At 34.9% G+C, this 15,121-nt stretch carries 16 protein-coding genes and 1 riboswitch; of the genes, 13 read left to right on the top strand and 3 right to left on the bottom strand.

What is annotated here, in order from left to right; translation table 11 throughout:
• Positions 1 to 43: 43 nt before the first annotated feature.
• The gene (locus tag RRY75_RS04930; RefSeq protein WP_332715850.1) at positions 44 to 1,126 is read right to left on the bottom strand and encodes an anti-sigma factor domain-containing protein; all 1,083 of its coding nucleotides are present in this window, start codon (positions 1,124 to 1,126) and stop codon (positions 44 to 46) included.
• Between the two features lie 7 nt (positions 1,127 to 1,133).
• Positions 1,134 to 1,802 carry a hypothetical protein gene (locus tag RRY75_RS04925; RefSeq protein ID WP_332491982.1) on the bottom strand — a complete coding sequence of 223 codons (669 nt, stop codon included), beginning with the start codon at positions 1,800 to 1,802 and terminating at the stop codon, positions 1,134 to 1,136.
• Between the two features lie 330 nt (positions 1,803 to 2,132).
• Here RRY75_RS04925 and RRY75_RS04920 point away from each other — a divergent pair, with 330 nt between their 5' ends.
• The 13 genes from RRY75_RS04920 to RRY75_RS04860 all read left to right on the top strand — a co-directional run bounded on the left by RRY75_RS04920 (position 2,133) and on the right by RRY75_RS04860 (position 14,348).
• Positions 2,133 to 3,452 (top strand): helix-turn-helix domain-containing protein, encoded by a 1,320-nt coding sequence (locus RRY75_RS04920; protein ID WP_332527210.1) that lies wholly within the window; start codon positions 2,133 to 2,135, stop codon positions 3,450 to 3,452.
• 153 nt (positions 3,453 to 3,605) lie between these two features.
• Positions 3,606 to 5,075, top strand: a complete 1,470-nt coding sequence (locus RRY75_RS04915) for an SLC13 family permease (RefSeq protein WP_332491986.1) — start codon at positions 3,606 to 3,608, stop codon at positions 5,073 to 5,075.
• Positions 5,076 to 5,168: 93 nt separating this feature from the next.
• Positions 5,169 to 7,028 (top strand): aryl-sulfate sulfotransferase, encoded by a 1,860-nt coding sequence (locus RRY75_RS04910; RefSeq protein WP_332491988.1) that lies wholly within the window; start codon positions 5,169 to 5,171, stop codon positions 7,026 to 7,028.
• 117 nt (positions 7,029 to 7,145) lie between these two features.
• The gene (locus RRY75_RS04905) at positions 7,146 to 7,862 is read left to right on the top strand and encodes a phosphoribosyltransferase (RefSeq protein ID WP_332491990.1); all 717 of its coding nucleotides are present in this window, start codon (positions 7,146 to 7,148) and stop codon (positions 7,860 to 7,862) included.
• Between the two features lie 79 nt (positions 7,863 to 7,941).
• Positions 7,942 to 8,054: riboswitch (TPP riboswitch) on the top strand.
• Positions 8,055 to 8,173: 119 nt separating this feature from the next.
• Positions 8,174 to 8,476, top strand: coding sequence for a thiamine-binding protein (locus tag RRY75_RS04900; RefSeq protein ID WP_332491992.1), 303 nt, complete (start codon positions 8,174 to 8,176; stop codon positions 8,474 to 8,476).
• Complete coding sequence (locus RRY75_RS04895; protein WP_332491994.1) at positions 8,445 to 9,218, top strand: ABC transporter permease; 774 nt, start codon at positions 8,445 to 8,447, stop codon at positions 9,216 to 9,218. Before RRY75_RS04900 ends, RRY75_RS04895 begins: the two co-directional genes overlap by 32 nt.
• On the top strand, positions 9,218 to 10,219 hold the full coding sequence (locus RRY75_RS04890; protein ID WP_332491996.1) for an ABC transporter substrate-binding protein: 1,002 nt from the start codon (positions 9,218 to 9,220) through the stop codon (positions 10,217 to 10,219). The genes RRY75_RS04895 and RRY75_RS04890 overlap by 1 nt, the downstream gene beginning before the upstream one ends.
• Before the next feature lie 8 nt (positions 10,220 to 10,227).
• Positions 10,228 to 10,980, top strand: a complete 753-nt coding sequence (locus tag RRY75_RS04885; RefSeq protein ID WP_332527211.1) for an ABC transporter ATP-binding protein — start codon at positions 10,228 to 10,230, stop codon at positions 10,978 to 10,980.
• Between the two features lie 136 nt (positions 10,981 to 11,116).
• Entirely contained in the window at positions 11,117 to 11,461 is a 345-nt protein-coding gene (locus RRY75_RS04880; protein ID WP_332527212.1) for a hypothetical protein, read from the top strand.
• A gap of 167 nt (positions 11,462 to 11,628) precedes the next feature.
• Positions 11,629 to 11,775, top strand: coding sequence for an RNA polymerase sigma factor (locus RRY75_RS04875; protein WP_332527213.1), 147 nt, complete (start codon positions 11,629 to 11,631; stop codon positions 11,773 to 11,775).
• The gene (locus RRY75_RS04870; protein ID WP_332527214.1) at positions 11,756 to 12,031 is read left to right on the top strand and encodes a hypothetical protein; all 276 of its coding nucleotides are present in this window, start codon (positions 11,756 to 11,758) and stop codon (positions 12,029 to 12,031) included. The genes RRY75_RS04875 and RRY75_RS04870 overlap by 20 nt, the downstream gene beginning before the upstream one ends.
• 262 nt (positions 12,032 to 12,293) lie before the next feature.
• The gene (locus RRY75_RS04865) at positions 12,294 to 13,643 is read left to right on the top strand and encodes a sulfatase-like hydrolase/transferase (protein WP_332527215.1); all 1,350 of its coding nucleotides are present in this window, start codon (positions 12,294 to 12,296) and stop codon (positions 13,641 to 13,643) included.
• A 102-nt stretch (positions 13,644 to 13,745) separates the two neighbouring features.
• Positions 13,746 to 14,348 carry a sugar O-acetyltransferase gene (locus RRY75_RS04860; protein ID WP_334309874.1) on the top strand — a complete coding sequence of 201 codons (603 nt, stop codon included), beginning with the start codon at positions 13,746 to 13,748 and terminating at the stop codon, positions 14,346 to 14,348.
• Positions 14,349 to 14,368: 20 nt separating this feature from the next.
• Here RRY75_RS04860 and RRY75_RS04855 read toward each other — a convergent pair whose 3' ends face one another.
• Entirely contained in the window at positions 14,369 to 14,581 is a 213-nt protein-coding gene (locus tag RRY75_RS04855) for a VOC family protein (protein ID WP_332527217.1), read from the bottom strand.
• Between the last annotated feature and the right edge of the window lie 540 nt (positions 14,582 to 15,121).

Raw genomic sequence — 15,121 nt, 5'->3', positions numbered from 1 at the left:
TTAAGATGGGTATAAATGTAGAATGATGGACTTAGGAGGAGGGCTAATCGTCCTCACCCTCCTCATCATCATCTTGGCCCTCCTCATGCATGTCATCATCTATAGTATCATCTGAGGAATTAGAAGAATCCTTATCGTCATTATCATCTTGGTCATCCTCATGCATATCATCTAGAGTATCATCTAAGGAATTAGAAGAATCCTTATCGTCATTCTCATGCATGTCATCATCTATAGCATCATCAGGAGAATTAGAAGAATCCGGATAGTCATTGTCATCTTGATCATCCTCATCATCTAGAGTGCTGTGGGAAGTATCTTCAAAAGCTTCTTTGATATTGTCAGGAGCAATTATAGAATCATCAATTTTTAAATTTGTCAGCAAATCATCTTTTTCACTAGTATCTAGAGGTGTTTCTACATCTAAATCGGGTTCGAGGTAGTGTAGAAGGGTAGGAATATCAATGGTTTTAAAGTCAATATCAGGGAGGTGCTCCCCAAGGAGCTGACTTGCTTGATAACGTCCTAGGCTGAGGTCTGCTTGGTTAGCAAGAGAATAGGTATGTTTGTTACTTGGTAGATAAACAATATAAGCATCTGTAAAGCTTGTAGCTATATAAGATGCAAGCGTTGTGTCAAGCTCAAGCGTATTGTTTCTAAGCTCAGCATAACTTACAAGTATATAAGGCGTATCTTGTATAAAGCCTTCTTGAGTTAGCGTTGTACTCAAATTATGAAGAGCCTGTTCTAGAGGGTGTCCTTTTAATTCGGTGAATGTAGGTGTGTTCGCATCCTTATTTTTAGAAATTACTTTCTTGACCATACCTTGTTTGTTAAGGCGTAGTTCAATACTTGGATTAATATCTAAGGAGACAATCGCATAAGGTGTTTGAACCTTGTAAAGCACTGGGATTAAAAAAAGTATAAGTGCGGCTGCTACTACCATTAAAGGACGAAAGTGATGCAGGTAAGATGGAGCTTGTGAAAGGATATCCTCATCGGTAAAAAGAATAGGTTGCCCAATAACCATAGCATCTTTAAGTTTAATCTTGTGAAATGCACCACCTTTTTCCATAACTATTGCAAAGGATGGAGAAAGGGATACAATAATACCTTTTTTTAACATAAGCCTCCTACTTTCTAATCCATAATTTAAGATTACGGAGATTTTTATCCAGTATAATCGTAACAGTTATAATGAACTTTTTACTTCCCTTAAGTACTTTTTGAGTGACTTGATACTTAAGAGAAATTTGTGAAATGGGTAAACGCTTTTTGATATACATCCAATCGACTAAAGGTTTGTCCTGACTTACCTTTTTACTAATTTCAATAGCATTATCTCGTGTCTTTTGATGTTTGGGAGATTCAACTGAAAGTGTGCTTAAGTCAAATTTAAAGTCTTGTAAAATACTATTGAGCAAATGAATCTCCTCAGCAATTAAATCCGTGTGGTCTAGGGAGGTATCTAAATACTCATATTTGAGTTGGCCTAAATCTAAGGCAGGATCAGCATCTAGAGAATCCAAGACGATATCCTTATTTTCACTATTTAAATAATTTAGAAGACGACTTTTGATGACCAATTGAGCAAAAGAAAGAAACTCTCCTTTGCTTGCATCATATTTACAAATAGCCTGATAAAAGGCATCTAGGCCAATGCTAAAGGTTTCATCATTTTCTAAAGAGACATAGCGATGTGTTGTAGAAGAGATAACTTTTACAATGAAAGGTATATAATCTTCTATTAATGCATCTGCGTGAATGTAAGTTTTATTATGTACATGAATATTAATCTGCATAGAATACCTCACTTTTAAAGTTACAAAATATCTCCCTATAGTATATAGTACAACACTTAAAATGTCATTTGGTACCCTTTATAAAAATGACTAGCGAAAGCACCAAAAAAATCCATACAAAAATATAATTTTAATATAAGGTATACCTCTCCTTTTTCTAAATATAAGAAGAATAAGCTATCGTGAAAATAGGGAATAAATTAAAAAGACATCTTATAAAATGGATAGAAAAAGGCCTACTATAATATTAATAGGCTTTATGGTATGATGAAAATGAAATGATATAAAATAATATTAATAGTTTAAAATATAATACAGTTGGGGGATAAGATGATAAAAGATAGAATTAGAACCAATATGTTGTATGTACAGACTATAAAACCCCATTTTTCTACAGAGGATTTAGAAATTGTGCTTGTGCTGAAGGGAAGTATTACTATTCAAAAAGTCGAGCGTGTTACAACAATACACGAGGGAGAATTTACTTTAATCAATCGTTACGTTGTACATAGCATTCAAAGTGAGGGTGCATATATTCTTAGCACAAAAATCCGATTGGCAGAATTTAACAATATATTTGATAAAATGAAGTACGTAGAGTTTATCAATAGCGATGAAATAGTAGCGGTCAAGAGACCTTTGAAAAATAGATTAAATAGGATTGTGGTTGACTTGTTAGTCAATCAATATTGTTTTGAAAATAAGTTGTATGATACTGTCCCAGAGGAGGAAATACAATTGAATGAATCACATTTGGTACATATGTTATTTAGTTCTTATCAATTGATTTCGCATATGAAACAAGATGGAGAGTATCCAACAGGAAAATTACAAGATCGTTATTACGAGGTTGTAGAATATGTTATTGAAAATAAGGGAGAGAAGATTATTGTTGAGGATATTTTGAAACAGTTGTATATGAATGCAACTTATTTCTCTCAATTTATGAAAAAAATAGGGGCAGTGAGCTTTAAAGATTTTGTGCAGTATCGAAAGTTAATTATGATACAGGGGCATTTGTTGGACAAGCACTTATGTATGACTGAAATAGCGAATAGGGTAGGCATTAATGATATGAAATCCTTCTATAGTATTTTTAAAAAGTATTTTAAAAAACTTCCTAAGACATGGCGAGAAGAATGTTATGGTTTAGAGAATCAGTATAAGATACTATTTGAAAAAGAGATTTTGGATGCATTTATGGAACTACATCATATTAGGCGTTGTAGAGAAACAAGTGGCGGTAAAGTGTATAAGCAGTTAATGCAAATGAAAAGGGTACAACCCTTGGAGTTAGAAGGGATTGAAATTATATTAAATCCTTATAGTAATATGGGGGAGGTATTTGACCCACATTATAAAGTGTATAATTATTTTAATGAATTAATCTATGAAATTGAACAATCAAAAATTATTTTGCATTTGATATACCCTTATCATTATCTGAAATATGAAGAGCAAGTTCAGTTATTGGTTGAAACCCTACGAATAGCAGCTTTTAAATTAGGAGGGGGAAGGACAAAAAAATTAAAGATTACCTTAGCGGTGAAAAATGCAAATGATCTACAAGAAGCTCAAGAACTTGAGCGCATTGTAGAAAGAGAAATAGGTAATTTGAACATAAAGATTGCTATGGATTTGGCATTATAAACAGAATTTATCAAAAGTGTACCATTTTCTTATAATAATTTTGCAGTACAATCTAAAGTATCACTATTATAAAGTCTAAGAAAAAAATTTATAATGATGATAATGATAAAAATTTAACAAGTAGTTTAAATTATTATGGGAGGTTACGCAAATATGAAAAAGCAGATCAAAGCATCATATGTTCATTTTCTCATTGGGTTTGCCATTATGATTCTATTTCGATTCATTCCGTTGGGTATATTACCCAATGTAACAGAAGTCGGACTTCAGGTAATCGGTGTATTTATTGGGACTATTTATCTGTGGTCAACAATAAATCCTACTGTTGCAAGTATTGTTAGTATTTCCATGTTAGCCATAAGTGATTTTGCTCCAGCAGGAGGTGTGTTAAGCACTTGCTTTGGGAATCCAACAGTTGTACAAATGTTTTTCCTAATGATTTTCATGGGGGGCTTAACCAATAGAAAATTAACCGTATACATTGCACGTTGGATTATGACAAGGAAGCTAATGGAAGGAAGGCCTTGGGTATTTACCCTGGTAATGATGCTGGGAACCTATCTCATGTCAGTATTCATTGGTGCATTTGCACCTATATTCTTATTCTGGCCAATTTTATATGGTGTATTTGAAGAAATAGGCTATAAGAAAACAGATGAATATCCAAAGTTAATGGTAATAGGGGTCGTTATTTCATCATTAATCGGTTTCCCAGTGCCGCCTTATATGGGAAATGGACTTGCATTACTTGGAAACTATAGGGGGTTAATACCCAACTTTCCGACATTAACTGAAGGTGTTGTCATTTCTGATGCTTCATACTTTACTGCCTGCTTTGTTTTAGGTCTAATTTTAATTATTACTACACTATTAGTTATAAAATATGTTTTCCATCCAGATGTTGAACCACTTAAAAAAATTAGTATTGATATGTTAAAGAAAAATCCATTGCCACCTATGACAAGCGCACAAAAAGTATATGGTATTTCCCTATGTATGTTCATCTTCTGTATGTTAGTACCAAGTTTATTACCTAATGTACCGATATTAAGTTCTATTAATAAGAACTCAATCATTGTACCGATGGTGCTTGTTGCTGCTTTAAGTTTACTCCAATTTGAAGATGGACCGGTACTACGTTTTAGCGAAGTAATGGGCAAAGATTTTGCTTGGCCTACATTTTTCTTATGTATGTCGGCAATCTTAATTGGTGGGGTGCTAACGAATGAAGCAACGGGTGTTACACCTTTCTTAAATACTATTTTATCTCCAATCTTTAGCAAGATGTCTGGTACCATGTTTACAGTAGTATTATTAGTATTGGTTGTATTATTAACAAATATTTGTAACTCTCTAGTTATAGGTATGATTTTACAACCTGTTGTATTAACTTATTGTGCAACTGCAGGCATTAGTCCAGCACCTATTATTATCTTGTTGATTTTTACAGTATTGTTAACTGCTGCTTGTACACCAGCTTCATCTCCGCTATCAGCCATGCTATTTGGAAACAAAGAGTACTTAACTTCAGGAGATGTGTATAAATATACAAGTGTTATTGTGGCAGTAGAGTTAGCAGTTATTTTAGTATTTGGTATACCTTTTATAAATTTATTCTTTTAGACATAAGATAGGCAAAAATAATCCCATTAAACAAATTTATATAATCAATGAAGTAAATTGATAAAACTATAACAACTATTTAAGGAGTGATGAATGATGGCAGTAGAATACAAAAAAATCGAACACTGGATTCCTCTTCAAACTAAAGCAGAAAAGAAAATGTTAGCAGAATTTGAGGCAGGAAACTATACAGTAGAAAACCCTCTTGTTAAGTACAATGCATACCTTATTAACCCATTATCAGCGGTGGTATTATTCCGTACAGAACAAGAAGTAGCGGTTACTATTCGTGTCAAAGGGAAAACAAAAGTAGCAGATATGGTGCACACTTTCCCAAAAGCAAAAACACATATTTTACCAGTGCTAGGCTTATATAGTGATTATAACAATACGGTAGAAATCACACCTTACAGAGGGAAAACAACAACGATTCAGATTGAAGTAGGACACGTTGTAGACCAAAGTGTCATTGAATACGTACAAACAACACCTGAGTACTTCCAAGACAATATGATGATTCTTTGTCCAGCAGGGACTGAAACAACATTAGGTGTAGACTATGCAGGGGACATCCGCTGGCATTTAACTACCCTTTGTGTATTTGATTTAAAACGTTTAAGAAATGGTAATTTACTCTTTGGGACAGACCGCCTCATTAGAATGCCATACTATATGTCTGGGTTATATGAAATGTCTCCAGTAGGAAAAATTTATAAAGAATATCGTGTACCAGGTGCGTATCATCATGACCAATTTGAAATGCCAGATGGTAACTTACTGTGCTTAACTGAGGACATGACAAGTGAAACAGTAGAGGATCAATGTGTATTATTAGATAGAAATACAGGTGAAATCTTAAAAACTTGGGATTACAAAAACTTCTTAACACCTGGAGATGGAAAAGGTCTATCCCATACAGATGAAGACTGGTTCCATAACAATGCAGTTTGGTACGATGAACATACTCACTCACTAACTTTCTCCGGTCGTCATGTAGATGCCATGGTGAATATTGATTATGATAGTGGTGCATTAAACTGGATTATTGGTGACCCAGAAACTTGGCCAGATCATATGCAAAAATATTTCTTCAAACCAATGGGCAATAACTTTGAATGGCAATATGAGCAGCATGCTTGTGTCATTACACCAAATGGCGATGTAATGTGTTTTGACAACCATCATAATGCAACTAAAGTAGAAGAAAGAAAAGTAGAAGCCTATAACAATTACTCAAGAGGCGTAAGATACCATATCAATACAGAAGACATGACCATTGAGCAAGTATGGCAATATGGAAAGGAAAGAGGCGCAGAATTCTTCTCTCCATATATTTGTAATGTAGAATACTATGATGAAGGACATTATTTAGTACACTCAGGTGGAATTGCTTATGACAAACAGGGTATTCCATCTGAAGCATTAGGTGCTTTTGTTAGAATGACAGGTGGAACTTTAGAATCTATTACAGTAGAACTTGCACATGATATAAAAATGTATGAAATGAAAGTACGTGGTAACTTCTACCGTGCTAAAAAGCTTAAACTATACAGTGAGGGCATTAATTTAGAATTAGGTGAAGGAACTATCTTAGGTTACTTAAGTGAAACAAAAGAGTTTGATACTGCGATCCCAGCAGAGGCTTGTGGTGAGATTTTACCAGAAAGCTGCAATGCAAGAGTGGAAGAAGAAATGGATAAGTTTACATTCTTCTGCCGCTTCATGAAAGGTGACCTTGCAATGATGCTCTTAGAACAAGGTGAGGAAGTTCACAGATATTATATTTCTACGACAGCTATTCCATCTAAAGCAATGTGTTGTGGTTCTTTCTTAGATACAGATGATAGAAATACAAGAACTTGTGTAACGAAAACCAATTTAAAAGGGACTTATGACGTACGTGTGATTATAGAAGATAAAAAATATGAAACAGGCATTCAAATTATTTGCTAAAAGTATTATAATAAGAATGTACCTTTCAAGTTTTGAAAGTGATGCAAACCAGATTTAGAATTGAAAAAATTCTAGGTCTGGTTTATTTTAATAAAATAAAGGAAGAGGTGTTAAGTTATGCTAGAACAAATCAAAATTCCATCTAAAAATAATGCTGAGTTAGTGTTAAAAGCTACACCAGGACATTTTTCAAGTGATAGATTCCATGTCAATTATTACATTGATATGACTAGTTTAAAAATGCGTCAAAGAGAATCTAAGCTCGTTGCAGAGGTGATGGCAGAGCAATATGTAAAAAAAGTAAAGTTAGATAAAGATATTATGGGAATGCATTCATCTTGGCAATCTATGGTTGAAATTGGAGCAACTAGAACACCAATTGATACTATTATTTGTATGGATGGTTGTGAAGTAATAGGTGCGTATTTAGCAGAAGAACTTAGCCTAGGCGGATTCCCATCTAATAACAAACATCATTCTTTCTATGTCATTACACCAGAGTTTGATAAGAGTGGACAAATGGTTGTTAACAGCAATATCAAACCAATGATTTATGGAAAAAATGTATTAATCGTATTAGCAACGGCTATGAGTGGGCGTACTATTTCTAAAGCAATTAGAACTATTTTAGCTTATGGTGGAAAAGTAACAGGTCTATCTGTTATTTTTGCTAATGTAGAAGAGGTAGATGGTTATCCAGTACATTCTGTCTTTACACGAGATGATTTACCAAACTTTAAATTATCAGATCCAGATACATGTGAAGATTGTAAAGCAAATAAAAGTTTAGATGCAGTCGTTAATTCCTATGGCTATCAAACGGTTGAAGGCTAAGAAACGTTAGATAAACGACTGAGTTTGTAGCTTTTACTATTGTAAAATGCTCGGAAATGATTATAATAAAGTTAAATCCATAAAATACTAGGGGTGCTGAATCATAATTTGGCTGAGAAAAAATGAAAGGACATTTTTAACCCTGAACCTGATCCAGGTAATGCTGGCGTAGGAAAGTTTATATGAAGACAAATAGTATAGGTAGGCACTTAGAGGTGTCCATTTATGTGAAAGGCTCTTGCACAAATTTTCTATGTGCAAGAGCCTTTTTGAATTTTAAAATACTTATAAAAATAGAGGAGACGTCAAAAATGGAAAAATTCAATGCAAGTTTAGCTATTCAAGTATTGCCAAGTGTAGAAGGTGAAGAAGTGATTCGTGTTGTAGATGAGGTGATTGCATATATTAAAGCTACAGGTTTAAATACTTTTGTAGGACCTTTTGAGACAACGATTGAAGGAGATTTTGATGAGCTTATGGATATTGCCAAAGAGTGTCAAAAGATTTGTATTCGAGCAGGTGCACCAAGTGTCATGTCTTATATGAAGGTAGCTTATAATCCAAATGTGGGGGTATGGTCTATTGATAAAAAGGTTACAAAACATCATCAATAGAGGCTATACACTAGCAATTATTTTAGGCATTTTACTCATGTGGCAAGTGGCATGTACACTAGAATGGGTTCCACCGTATATGTTGCCATCCCCGATGCAGGTGGGGAAAGCTTTTGTTACAGAGTTTGAGGCGTTAATGAGGCACTTGATGGTGTCACTTAGTGAAGCTTTCTTTGGGCTTGGGTTAAGTATATGTGGAGCCTTTATACTCGCTGTCCTTATGGATAGGTATAAAAAGTTTGACCAAGCAGTGTATCCCTTGCTGATTATTTCTCAAACAGTACCTGTCATTGCTATTGCACCTCTACTTGTATTGTGGATGGGTTATGGGATGGCACCCAAAGTGATGGTGATTTTTTTAGTATGTTTTTTCCCCATGACTATTGGATTGCTAGATGGGTTTAAAAGTAGTGACCAAGATGCTATAAGACTTATGCAATCTATGGGGGCAAAGGCAAATCAAATTTTTGTACATATCAAGCTACCTTATGCTATGCCACACTTTTTTGCAGGGCTTAAAGTATCTGTAAGCTATGCAGTTATAGGTGCTGTTGTTGCAGAATGGTTAGGTGGAACATCAGGGCTTGGGGTATATATGACTCGTGTAAGAAAGTCCTATGCTTTTGATAAGATGTTTGCAGTGATTTTCTTAGTCAGTATCATTAGTCTACTCCTTATGAAAGGTGTCAGTCTATTAGAAACAAAGTTAATGCCATATAAGAATAAAGGAGCAGAAAAATAATGAAAAAGAAATTAGTAAGTTTATTAGCAATGAGTACGCTAATCCTTGGACTAGTAGGTTGCGGACAACCTACCAATCAAGAGGGTGTAGGTAATGGAGAACAAGAGAAAGTAACAGTTGTACTAGATTGGGTACCTAATACCAATCATACAGGTATGTATGTGGCACTAGAAAAAGGTTATTACAATGAATTAGGCCTAAATGTAGAAATTATGCAACCACCAGAGGGAGGAGCATTAGCACTTGTGGCTGCTGGGAAAGCTGAGTTTGCAGTATCTTTCCAAGAAGAAATAGGTCCAGCACTCACAGCAGAGAATCCTTTGCCAGTGGTAGCTGTAGCAAGTATTATTGACCACAACGTATCAGGTATTCTTTCATTGAAAGAAAAAGGGATTGATTCACCAAAGAAATTAGAAGGAATGAATTATGCTTCATGGGATACACCTTTTGAAAGAAGTATTCTCACTCAAATTGTAGAAGAAGACGGTGGAGACTTTAGCAAAGTCAACTTGATTCCAAACACAGTGACAGATGTGATTTCTGCACTTCAAACAGATATTGACGCAGTATGGGTATACTATGGTTGGGATGGCGTAGCTACAGAGCTTGCAGGCTTAGGAACTAATTATCTGCCATTTAGAGACCTCAATCCAATCTTTGACTTCTATACACCTGTACTTGCAACAGGTACAAAGTATTTAGAAGAAAACGAAGAGCAAGCTAAAAAGTTCTTAGAAGCTACTGCAAAGGGTTATGAATATGCAATTGAGAACCCAGAAGAAGCGGCACAAATCTTAGTGAAGCATGCACCAGAAGTAGACTTAGAGCTTGCTACAGCTAGCCAAAAGTTCTTAGCCAACGAGTATAAAGCGGAAAAGGACCAATGGGGAACAATTGATAGCACAAGATGGTCTACATTTTATGAATGGATGTATGAAAACAACCTTATTAGTCAACCATTAGATGAACAAGGCTTTACTAATGCCTATTTACCACAATAGGTAGAAGTATGAGTTATTTTATAGCAGACCATGTTGCCAAAAGTTATGATGGCAGACAAATTATTGAAGATATTACAATCCAAGTAGAAAAGGGGGAGTTAGTAGCCCTTCTTGGTGTAAGTGGAATTGGTAAGACAACGCTTTTTAATATCCTTTCTGGGTTAGAGACACCCGATGAAGGGCAAGTACTGCTTAAAGGGGAAGTCGTAACCAGCCAGACAGGCTATGCAAGTTATATGCAACAAAAGGATTTGTTGCTGCCTTATAAAAAAGTCATTGATAATGTGAGTCTACCGCTCATTTTAAAAGACATTTCTAAAAAACAAGCAAGAGAGCAGGCTCAAATACACTTTGAACACTTTGGACTAAAAGGTATGGAGTATAAGTATCCACACCAACTTTCAGGGGGGATGAGGCAAAGGGCAGCTTTACTGAGAAGCTATCTTTTTAGTAGTAAGTTGATGCTCTTAGATGAACCGTTTAGTGCTTTAGATGCCATTACTAAGCATCAAATTCATGACTGGTATCTAGAAATTGTGGAACAGATGCAAACGACTAGTTTGTTTATTACTCATGATATAGATGAAGCCATCTTACTGGCAGATAAAATATATATTATGTCAGGTATACCTGGACGTATTACAAAGGTTTTTGATCTGAAATCAGGAAAGCATCAAGGTTGTAAACTGACAACCAATGACTTTACCACTTCTGAACAATTTATCACTTACAAAAAACAAATCCTTCAAGCTATTCAATAGAAGTATAGCTATGAGAAAAGGTCATACCTTCTAGAAAATGAATTTATATATAAAATTATTAATAAATGAAGATTTTTATTTAATTTTGTAGTAAACTTAAGGAGTACCTATTTTCTCAATATGAGGGGGATAAGCGATGAACTATTATATTATATTTCAGAATAAGACTTGTAAAGTAGAACCAAACTTAGAAGAGATTTCAGAAGGAGATATGATTTTTACGTATTCAGTTGGAACTATTGTATCAGTTGGAACAGTCGTTAAAAAAGCTTATCCAAGCAATGAGCCGTATGCGTTAGAAGTGCAGTATGAATGGCTAGAAAAGAAAGTACATATCAAACAAATTTTTGCAAGAATGAGACAAATGCTAGGAGAGGAAACTACTCCGTTTGCACAACAAGGAAGACGTGCAAAAGGAGGATTATACCCCATCAGCTCATCTTGTGGAGAGCTTATCATGGAAAAGATTTTAGCAGACTAATTGAATAAGAATAGAGCCCCCGTATGGGATACATTTAAAATGTGTACTATACGGGGGCTTTGTGTATACTGAGGATAGAAGAAAATAAAAATATTTCATTTAAAATGAACCAAAGGGCTAAGCGTATGCTCTTTATATATAGATGCATCTACTAAGGAGGAACAGCTTTGAATGAATCAGATTTAGTGAAACAGGTACAAGAAGGTGACCTTCAAGCGTTTGAACAATTATTTGAACTTTATAAGAAAAAGGCTTTAAGAACAGTGTATTTGATGACAGGAGACGCTGTCAGTAGTGAGGATATCAAACAGTGATGGTGTGAATTTCAATTATTATGAACAAACCTATAAGTTTGTGCCAGAAAACTATGAATTAACAGAAGCTGACCGTAAAGCTCAAGAAGAAGGTACCCTAGCTATTTCTATAGGTGCACCGGAGGTAAGTGTGGAACAAGTACAAGGCTTATCTTGGTATGAAGAGGGGCTTGCCTATATGCTTATGGGAAATGACCACAACTTTTCAGTAGAACAAATGATGGAAATGGCAGAAGTGATTAGACAACAAGATTAATTTGAATAGCCCCATCTAAGGAGAAGATAACGCCTTAGATGGGGCTATTTTTGTATGAAGAGAGGCGACTCACTAGGCCATAAAAATAGATGCACACAGATAGAGTAAAATGTAAAGTAAAGATAAAATAGAAGTAAAATGGATAAAAAAATTTACTAAAATCCTTACTCTTCTTGAAAAATAATAGTATAATTATATATAAAAGTATTGAATTATAAATAATAGGATACATTCAAAATAAATCAGAAGAGGAGCAGTAGAAATGGAACAGAAGATGCAAAATAGACCTAATATTATTTTTTATTTCTCAGATCAACAAAGATGGGACACAGTAGGGTGCTATGGGCAAAAGCTAGATGTAACACCTCATTTAGATCAATTAGCAAAAGAGGGAATAAAGTTTGAGTATGCCTTTACTTGTCAACCAGTATGTGGACCTGCAAGGTCTTGCTTACAACTTGGACAATATGCAACTAACACAGGGTGCTTCACTAATGGGATTGCACCAGACTTTACAAGAAAGATGTTGGCAGACTATTTTAATGAAGCGGGTTATGAAACAGCTTATGTTGGGAAGTGGCATTTAGCAACAGATGAGTCTATAGGAGAAGATTATGTCACTACAGCTATCCCAGAAGGGCGTAGAGGTGGATACAAAGATTACTGGATGGCGTCAGATGTCTTAGAATTTACTTCTCATGGCTACAATGGGTATGTATTTGACAAAGAAAATCAAAAAAGAGAATTTATAGGCTACCGAGCAGACTGCATCAACAACTATGCTATTGACTACATACGTAATAAACAAACAGATGACCCATTCTTCTTATTCATTTCTCAAATAGAACCGCACCATCAAAATGATAGAGACCGTTATGAAGGCCCAGATGGAAGTAAAGCAAGGTTTAAAGACTATGAAAAACCAGGGGATTTGGCAGAAAATAAGGGCGATTGGAAGATGAGCTATCCAGACTACTTAGGTTGTTGCCATAGCCTTGATAAGAATGTGGGAAGGCTTGTAGAAACGCTTAAAGAAAAAGGTATTTATGAAAATACCATTATTATCTATACATCAGACCATGGTTCTCATTTTAAAACAAGAAATTCAGAATATAAGAGATCTTGCCACGAAGGCTGTATTAGAGTTCCACTGATTGTTCATGGACCAGGATTTAAAGGTGGAAAAGTAATCAACGAGTTAGTCAGCCTAATTGATTTACCACCGACACTTTTAGAGTGTGCACAGATAGAAGTGCCAGAAGCATTTGAAGGTCACTCTATACGCCCACTTACACAAGGACAAATGAGTGGATGGCAAGAAGATGTTTTTTTACAAATTAGTGAAAGTCAAATAGGTCGAGCAATTAGAACTAAGCAATATAAATATGCCATAAGAGCACAGGGCGACCCATGGAAAGTACCTAGTGAAACGACATTTTATGAAGATTACTTATATAACCTTGAAGAAGATCCTCATGAGCAAAACAATTTAATTGAAGTAGCAGCTTATGAAGGCGTAAGAGAAAAGCTCCGTGAGCGTATGAAAAAGAGAATGGAAGAAGTAGAAAAAGAATGTCCGATTATCTTAAGCAGTAGTGAGCGATCACTTTAATAAAAGATGGTGAGCATTAAATCTCAAAGACATACAGGATAAAAGCTTGAGAAACGAAAGATAGAATAATAAAGCAAAGCATTAAGCATGGAGGAAGAGATGATGACAATGAAGGAAAGAATGCATAACCAAAAAGTATATTTTTGTAATGATAATGAGTTGGTCATAGAACAAACACAATGCTTAGAAGTACTGTATGACTTTAATCATACCCGCCCATCAGAAGGGAAAAAACGAGAAGCGATTTTGAAACAACTTTTAGCAGAAGTAGGTAAAGAATGTTATATTGAACCACCACTACATACGAACTGGGGAAAGCATACTCACTTAGGTAACAATGTTTATGCCAATTTTAACTTAACATTAGTAGATGATACGGATATTTATATAGGGGACTATGTAATGATAGGTCCCAATGTAACCATTGCAACGGCAGGGCACCCTATTGACCCCGCGCTTAGAAAAAAGGTGGCACAATACAATATTCCTGTACGTATAGGAAGTAATGTTTGGATAGGTGCAGGTGCTGTCATTCTACCAGGAGTCAATATTGGAGAGAACACTGTAATAGGCGCAGGTAGTATTGTGACAAAAGATATTCCAGCACATGTAGTGGCAGTGGGAAATCCTTGCCGTGTACTACGTGAAATTAATGAAAGAGATAAAGCCTATTATTACAAAAATATGGAGATTGATATTGAATAATCATAGTTTTAGACCTCTTATTATTTAAAGTCTTCTAGACCTTCTACTTTAAAAGCAATAGGATGGAAGCCTTCACCGTGTGTATCGAGATAGTCTCTCCAAATACTTGGATTATGGTCAGGCTCAATGAATTCGAGCGTAACTTGTCCAAGTTTTACAAAACCAAGTTTAGCTCGTGCCGGAGTAGATTCACCTTTAAACTGAATGTGTGTTTCTTCTAACTTTTTAGACATTGTTAAAGCCTCGTTTGTATGTTAAATATATATTATTGTATCATAATACTATTAATAAAAGTAAATTTCAAAAATCAAAAGCTTTAAGTTTAAATGTAGAAAAATACATTTATGGAGCATAGGGAGCAAACAATATGGAGTAGGACGCTCATATGAAGAAATCTTTATTTTTGAGGAAGATGAACAAGAATGGCTAGATGGAAAAGTAGAAGAAGATGAATTTGGAGAATACTATTTTACAGATGGTTTCTTAGTAGTCTACCTGTTAAGAGTAAATAGACAATAAACCCAACTAAAGTACCTAATTCTTTAATAGATAGGGACTACTTAGTTGGGTTTGTTTTTTTAGGATCTGTTTATACCGCATTATCTTATAGGGTTTCAAACGGTTTGGGAAGACAACAAGGCTCATTTGTCAACTTCCCAGGGGCAGAAATAAGAAAGCAATATGACCCAGAAGGTATCTTTCAATTTGAGCAAGGATTATAAAAAATAGTATTGAATGTTCCTCCTATTAAAACTACAATAGAATAAGTTAAA

Source organism: Niameybacter sp., from assembly GCF_036655075.1.
Classification (GTDB): Bacteria; Bacillota; Clostridia; order Lachnospirales; family Cellulosilyticaceae; genus Holtiella.
This window is presented reverse-complemented; position numbering and strand designations above follow the sequence as displayed.

Coding starts and splice junctions, on each gene's coding strand:
- RRY75_RS04890 (WP_332491996.1), top strand. CDS start 9,218: ATGAAAAAGAAATTAGTAAGTTTATTAGCAATGAGTACGCTAATCCTT.
- RRY75_RS04910 (WP_332491988.1), top strand. CDS start 5,169: ATGATGGCAGTAGAATACAAAAAAATCGAACACTGGATTCCTCTTCAA.
- RRY75_RS04855 (WP_332527217.1), bottom strand. CDS start 14,581: ATGTCTAAAAAGTTAGAAGAAACACACATTCAGTTTAAAGGTGAATCT.
- RRY75_RS04865 (WP_332527215.1), top strand. CDS start 12,294: ATGGAACAGAAGATGCAAAATAGACCTAATATTATTTTTTATTTCTCA.
- RRY75_RS04900 (WP_332491992.1), top strand. CDS start 8,174: ATGGAAAAATTCAATGCAAGTTTAGCTATTCAAGTATTGCCAAGTGTA.
- RRY75_RS04920 (WP_332527210.1), top strand. CDS start 2,133: ATGATAAAAGATAGAATTAGAACCAATATGTTGTATGTACAGACTATA.
- RRY75_RS04880 (WP_332527212.1), top strand. CDS start 11,117: ATGAACTATTATATTATATTTCAGAATAAGACTTGTAAAGTAGAACCA.
- RRY75_RS04915 (WP_332491986.1), top strand. CDS start 3,606: ATGAAAAAGCAGATCAAAGCATCATATGTTCATTTTCTCATTGGGTTT.
- RRY75_RS04905 (WP_332491990.1), top strand. CDS start 7,146: ATGCTAGAACAAATCAAAATTCCATCTAAAAATAATGCTGAGTTAGTG.
- RRY75_RS04885 (WP_332527211.1), top strand. CDS start 10,228: ATGAGTTATTTTATAGCAGACCATGTTGCCAAAAGTTATGATGGCAGA.
- RRY75_RS04925 (WP_332491982.1), bottom strand. CDS start 1,802: ATGCAGATTAATATTCATGTACATAATAAAACTTACATTCACGCAGAT.
- RRY75_RS04930 (WP_332715850.1), bottom strand. CDS start 1,126: ATGTTAAAAAAAGGTATTATTGTATCCCTTTCTCCATCCTTTGCAATA.
- RRY75_RS04860 (WP_334309874.1), top strand. CDS start 13,746: ATGACAATGAAGGAAAGAATGCATAACCAAAAAGTATATTTTTGTAAT.